The sequence below is a fragment of the Halomonas sp. NO4 genome (genome assembly GCF_010994375.1).
Taxonomy (GTDB): Bacteria; Pseudomonadota; Gammaproteobacteria; order Pseudomonadales; family Halomonadaceae; genus Halomonas.
On record NZ_WHMA01000076.1, the window covers coordinates 1 to 2,312 of the forward strand.

Here is a 2,312-nt window from a genome sequence, read left to right on the forward strand (position 1 = left end):
TCGCACTGCCCGCTTTCCTCCCCGCCCGAGTGGGCGAGGGTTCTCGCGGATTTCTGCTGAAAGCGTCGTGGAATTCGGCCCTTCACGCTTCCAGGGCGCGCTCCACGGCCCTTGCCGCATGAAGGGCAGTGGTGTCATAGAGCGGGACGGCGGTGTCGGCCTGCTGTACCAGCAGGGCAATCTCGGTGCATCCGAGTATCACCGCCTCGGCACCGCGCTCGCCAAGCGCAGCGATGATGGCGAGATACGCCGCCTTCGAGGCAGGCTCGGTGCGTCCCAGGCAGAGCTCCTCGTAGATGACGCGATGAACCGTCTCGCGCTGAGCCTCGTCCGGCACCAGCACCTCGATGCCGAAGCGCTCGGTCAACAGCTCCTTGTAGAACGGCTGCTCCATGGTGAAGCGTGTGCCCAGCAGGCCCACGCGGCCAATGCCATCCGCCACCAGCCGCTCGGCAGTGGCATCGGCGATGTGCAGCAGCGGGATAGCGATGGCCGCCTCGATCTGCGGCGCCACCTTGTGCATCGTATTGGTGGCGATCACCAGGAAATCCGCGCCGGCGCGCTCGACCTGCTGCGCGGCACGGCTCAGTATCGCCGCTGTCTCGGCCCAGCGCCCCTCATGCTGCAGCGCCTCGATCTCGGCGAAATCGACGCTGACCATCGCCACCTTCGCCGAGTGCAGCCCGCCCAGCGCCTGCTTCACGCCCTCGTTGAGCGCCCGATAGTAGCTCTGCGTGGATTCCCAGCTCATGCCGCCGAGCAGCCCGATCGTCTTCATGACGTCTCCTTCTACCGATCCGGTGGTGAGAGGTGGCGACGGCATGCTCAGAGGCGCTGGATATCGATCAGGTAACCGATGATGGGATAGCCCGCCTTCTTGGCGGCCTTCTCGGCCTCGAGCTGCGCCTCGAGCTTGGAGATACTGGAAGAACGATGCTCGAAGACGGTGTCCAGATCAAGCTGCCGCTTGCGTACCGCCAGCTTGACCCGGTGACCGGTCTTGCGTGTCTCCGCCGGCTCGGCGGCGTGGCCAGGTGCCTGCCTGGCGGGCCGGGTAGGCGCCGTATCGGCATGGCTCGGCTTGCGTGCTTGACGCTTGCCAGGCTTCAAGAAGGCGTCGATCTCGCGCCGCATGTTTGCTTCGAACTCGCTCAGTTCCGATGCCATCTCCACTCCATGTATTGCCCACGATGGGGGCAGTGTACCAGACCAGGACGCTCAGACGTCGTTGGCCAGAACGTTCAGGTAGCTTGTCGGATGCCCCGGCCACTTGAGCAACTCGAGCCCCGCCCACAGCGTCACCTGGTTGGCTGTAAGGACAACCCGGCCGGCCTCGCGGTTCATCGCCTCGACCAGCGCCAGGGAGTTGATCGCCGTGTCGGGCACCAGCAGGGGACGCTCCGTGTCGGGATGGGCGGCACAAAAGGCGCGCACCTCGGCCAGGATGTCCATGCGGTGGGAGTCCGCAGCATAGGGGCAGTCCAGCGCCTTGACATGCTCGACCGTCACCCGGCTCTCGCCGAGGAAGTACGCCAATGCCTGCGTCACCGCCTGGGGATAGGCACCGAGCAGGTCGACGGAGTGCGCGCCCAGCACCGCCAGTGCATCGCGAAACGCCAGGGCGGTGCTGGTCACCGGCACACCGAGGCGGCGCTCGAGCTCGCGCGACTGCGCCTCGGCCCACTCGAGCCCGCCGATAAAGCTCGCGCTGGTGCACGCCCAGACCACGGCCCCAGCGCCGGTCTCGTTGACCAGGTTCTCGCCGGTCGGCGCCAGGCGGTCCGGCGCTCCCAACGCGGTCAGGGCGCCGTGCTCATGGTGGCCATCGCTGGGTACCCGGCCCACCTCGATGGCGGGCAGTTCCCCGGCCTGACAGGCCGCACTGCGGTTGAGGTCGTACCACTCGTAGTCGGTCGGGCCGTCATCGGGCAGCAGGATGCCCAGACGCTGCTGGGTCGGCATGGCAGGCTCCACGCATGAAGTACATGTTGTTTAAGGCAGCAAAGGCTCGGCGGCAATTGCGACCATCGTACCGCCATTGGGAACGGTGCCAAAACGGCGATGGTGAACGCTGTAGTGAATCGAACCGGGCAGACGACGGCCATCAGGATTGCCTGGGCCAGGGGGCGTCTGACCTGTCACCGCCGACACTACCGGGCTCGGCGCAAGTCTACTGTATGCTCCTGCAGGTAGGCCTCCGGTGAACGCTGCATGCCTGCCATCAGACGGCGGGCGATCAGGCGCATCAGAAAACCTGATTACTCATGTTGATCAGCCACCATCCCGTCAGTCTCTCCTATACTGATGTTATG

General features: G+C 65.7%; 3 protein-coding genes. All 3 read right to left on the bottom strand.

The window, feature by feature from the left end; all coding sequences use genetic code 11:
* Positions 1-82: 82 nt before the first annotated feature.
* Genes FEF15_RS19075 through FEF15_RS19085 form a run of 3 tightly spaced genes read right to left on the bottom strand, consistent with a single transcriptional unit; the run spans position 83 to position 1,962 of the window.
* Positions 83-778 carry an aspartate/glutamate racemase family protein gene (locus FEF15_RS19075; RefSeq protein ID WP_163561045.1) on the bottom strand — a complete coding sequence of 232 codons (696 nt, stop codon included), beginning with the start codon at positions 776-778 and terminating at the stop codon, positions 83-85.
* A gap of 47 nt (positions 779-825) precedes the next feature.
* A complete protein-coding gene (locus tag FEF15_RS19080) occupies positions 826-1,167 on the bottom strand; it encodes a hypothetical protein (protein WP_240454251.1) in 342 nt (113 codons plus the stop codon).
* A gap of 51 nt (positions 1,168-1,218) precedes the next feature.
* On the bottom strand, positions 1,219-1,962 hold the full coding sequence (locus tag FEF15_RS19085; protein WP_163561047.1) for a hypothetical protein: 744 nt from the start codon (positions 1,960-1,962) through the stop codon (positions 1,219-1,221).
* Positions 1,963-2,312: the final 350 nt, after the last annotated feature.